This window comes from Nocardia sp. MH4 (genome assembly GCF_019266065.1).
GTDB lineage: Bacteria > Actinomycetota > Actinomycetes > Mycobacteriales > Mycobacteriaceae > Nocardia > Nocardia canadensis.
In genome coordinates, this window is sequence record NZ_LPNR01000005.1 from 1 (window position 1) to 3,332 (window position 3,332).

A 3,332-nucleotide genomic window follows, 5' to 3' on the forward strand; every position below is an offset into this window, starting at 1 on the left:
GAGGGCCGCGCGGTGGGCGGCGACGAGGCCGGTGCGCAGCTCGCCGATCGGGCCGAGGGCCGAATCGGGCACCGGCGCACCGGAGTACCGCGCGCTCTCGGCGGTGGGCGCAGGCGACACTGCCCGCGCGGTGGACGTGGTGGTCAGCTGGGCCCGCGGCGCGGGCGGTGCGTCGACCGCACCGACCGGGTCGAAGGCGACGCCGTCGAAATCGAGGACTGTCATCGGGTCCACTCCCTCACCGAGGTCTGGAACTTCTCCGTCAGATCGGGCGTCGTGAGGACCGTGACGTCCGAGAACCGCTGCAGCACTGTGCCGTCGGTGGCCAGCGCGGTCGCGTCGATGCGGGCTTCGAGCCGCCCGGCGCGCGGGTTGTCGACCACCAGGACGAACGGTTCGGTGGTCGGCAGCGGGTGGTGGTAGTCGATCCGGCCGACACCCAGCGGCAGGCAGGCCGCGCCGAGCAGGCGGTGGCCGAGGACCGGCGGTCCCTGCAGGATCAGGTCGGCGGCGACGGGATCGTGCAGGCGGCCCGCGTAGGCGCCGTCGGCAACCGGGCCGGTGGGCAGGAAGCACTCCAGCACGATCGCGCTGTCGCTCTCGGAGCGGATGCCGCGCAGCCCCTGGAGCGCGGGGGCGTGGAACTGGACGGCATCGGTGTAGATCCGTCCGGCGTCGATGCCAGGACCGGCCACGATCGGCTGGGTGCCCGCCGTCTCCGGCCCCGCCGCCAGCAGCAGGGTCGCCCGGAAGTGGGCGGCCTTGTCACCGAAGACGGTGGCGCGCACCGCGGTGCGGCCGTCGACATCGGCCACCGGTTCGAGCTCGATCTCCAGCGCGGTGACCGGATGATCGAACACGAGCCCCTTGAGCACCTGGTAGTCGCGGACTCCGATCACGGTGCGGCCCGGCCGGGTTCGCTCCGCGAGGTTGATCATCGCGCCGAGCCCGAAGGTCGCGGGCAACACGATGTGCTCGCCGATCCGGTGCGCGGCGATCACGGGTTCGTCGACCAGATCGGTGACGTCGCGGCGGGCCCGCACCGGCGTCGCCGGGCGTTCGCCCGTCGACAGCGCGGTGGCCGCCCCGACCAGCAGGACCGGTTCGGGCCTGCGCGCCGTGGTGAACTGCGTGGTGAACGCGGCGGCACCGGCGGCGGGTGCGAGCAGCGGGATGCCGCGGCTGCGGAAGTGCTCGCGCAGGTCGTCGGTCACCATGCCGCCGTCCCAGGCGCCCCAGTCCAGCGCGGTGACGCGGTGGCCGGGATGCCTGCGCCGCCAGCTCACCGCGAAGCGGCACAGCGCCTCGTTCGCGGCGGCGTAGTCGGCCTGCCCGGTATTGCCGAACAGCCCGGCCACCGAGGTGAACAACACCAGATCCTTCGGCTCCCCCACCGCGGCCAGCACGGCGGCGAGACCACCGATCTTCGGACGCAGCACCCGCCCGATCGAGTCCGCCGTCTTGTCCGGGATCAGCGAGTCGGCCAGCACACCGGCGCCGTGCACGACACCGGTGACGGTGTCGCGCCACGGCGCGATCGCCGCGGCGAGGGCGGCCGCGTCGGTGGCGTCGACGGCCAGGTAGTCGGCGCGGTCGCCGAGCGTGGCCAGGGTGGCACGGATTTCGCGGATCGCGCGGATCTCCCCGCACGCCCGGTCGATGTCCTTGGGCTTGACCCCGGTGCCCGCCAGGGCCCGCACGGCGGCCGGCTTGAGGTCACCGTCGGCGACCCCCACCGCCCAGGTGGGCTCGTCGGTGAGCTGGGTCCGGCCGAGCAGGACGAAGCGCGCGTCGCTGTGCGCGGCGAGGGCGAGCACACAGGTGGCGGTGACGCCGCGCGCGCCACCGGTCACCAGCAGGACGTCGTCGGCGGTCAGCACCGACGGATCGAGTTCGGCTGCGGCACTGACGATCTCGGTGGTGACGGCGGGCTTGTGCCCGCTCGGCACCGGCGTGCGGCGGCGGCCGGAGCCGTCGACGCCGACCTCGACGGTGTCGATCGCCGCGTCGCACAGTTCCTCGAGCACGATCTGGGCCACCCGCCCCGGCGTCGCCGCGGGGGCGATGTCGAGGGCCCGGCAGAACAAGGCCGGTTCCTCCGCGGCCAGGGTCTTCACCAGACCACCCAGCCCGCCGAGCAGCGCCGGCACCGGCTCGGCGTCACCGAGCAGACCCAGGTGCCCGTCGAGCCGGGTGACGGTGACAAAGCCCGCCCGGGCGCTCGCGCCGCGCAACGCGGGCAGCACCCGGCCGCCGACCAGGATCGCCTCGGTGAGGACGCGTTCGGCCTGCTCCCATTCCGACGCGACACCGGCCACGACCACGCAGACGTCCGCCGGTCCGGTCACGGCGTCGGCCGCGCCGACCCGCTGCACGCTCCAGCTGCGTTCGCGCAGTGCCTCTTCGATCGCCTCGCCGTCGGTCTCGGCGGATTCGTCCAGGCAGACCACCAGTGCGCGACCCGCCGGGCGATACGGATCGACCGCGAGATCGACCGGCGCCAGCTCGACGAGTTCGACGACGTGCCGCGGCGTTTCGGCCGCGGCCTCAGCTTTTGGGTGGACATCACCCCCGGCCAGCTCGGCCACGATCTGATCCAGCGACCGCAGGGTGCCGAGTTGCTCGGGTCCGAGGCTGGGCAGATTCGGAAACCGTTCCTGCAGAGCGCCGATCACCTGGACCCGCTTGATCGAGTCCACGCCCAGATCCGCTTCCAGATCCATGGTCGGGTCGACCATCTCGACCGGGTAGCCGGTTTTGTCGGCGACGACTTCCCGCAGCGCCTGCCGCAGGGTGTCGGCGCTGGTGGCGTCGTCGGCCGGGGCGGCCTCGCTGGTCACGGGGACGTCGGGCGCGGCGGAAGTGGCGTCCGCGCCGGCCAGCAGATCCGCGATCTGGTCCAGAGTGCGCAGGGTGCCCAGTTGCTCGGGGCCGAGGCTGGGTAGCGACGGGAAGCGTTCCTGGAGTGCGCCGATGACCTGGACGCGCTTGATCGAGTCGACGCCGAGGTCGGCTTCCAGATCCATGGTCGGGTCGACCATCTCGACCGGGTAGCCGGTCTTGTCGGCCACGACCTCGCGCAGTGCCGCGCGGACGGCGTCACCGGTGACCGCACCAGCCGAAGCCGCGGGCTGCGGGGCGACGGCGGCCGGAGCGGCCTGCGCGGCAACCGGCGGTGTGGCGACCGCAGGAGCGGCCTGCGGCGCGATGGCAGTCGGAACCGCCTGGGCGACCGACCCGTTCGTGGCGGGCACGGACTGGGCGGCGTGCCCGTTGGTCGGCGCGGGAGCCTGGGCGGCGATCGCGGGTACGGCGGGCGCGGCGGTGATCGC

At 73.7% G+C, this 3,332-nt stretch carries 1 protein-coding gene and 1 pseudogene; both read right to left on the reverse strand.

The genetic code is table 11. The features are described 5' to 3' along the window. Positions 1-225, reverse strand: a pseudogene (locus tag ATM97_RS00035) (beta-ketoacyl synthase); the annotation flags it as partial. Beyond that, positions 222-3,332 (reverse strand): KR domain-containing protein (locus tag ATM97_RS00040; protein ID WP_218715830.1); only part of this gene is annotated, 3,111 nt, incomplete at its 5' end. The pseudogene ATM97_RS00035 and the gene ATM97_RS00040, both read right to left, overlap by 4 nt.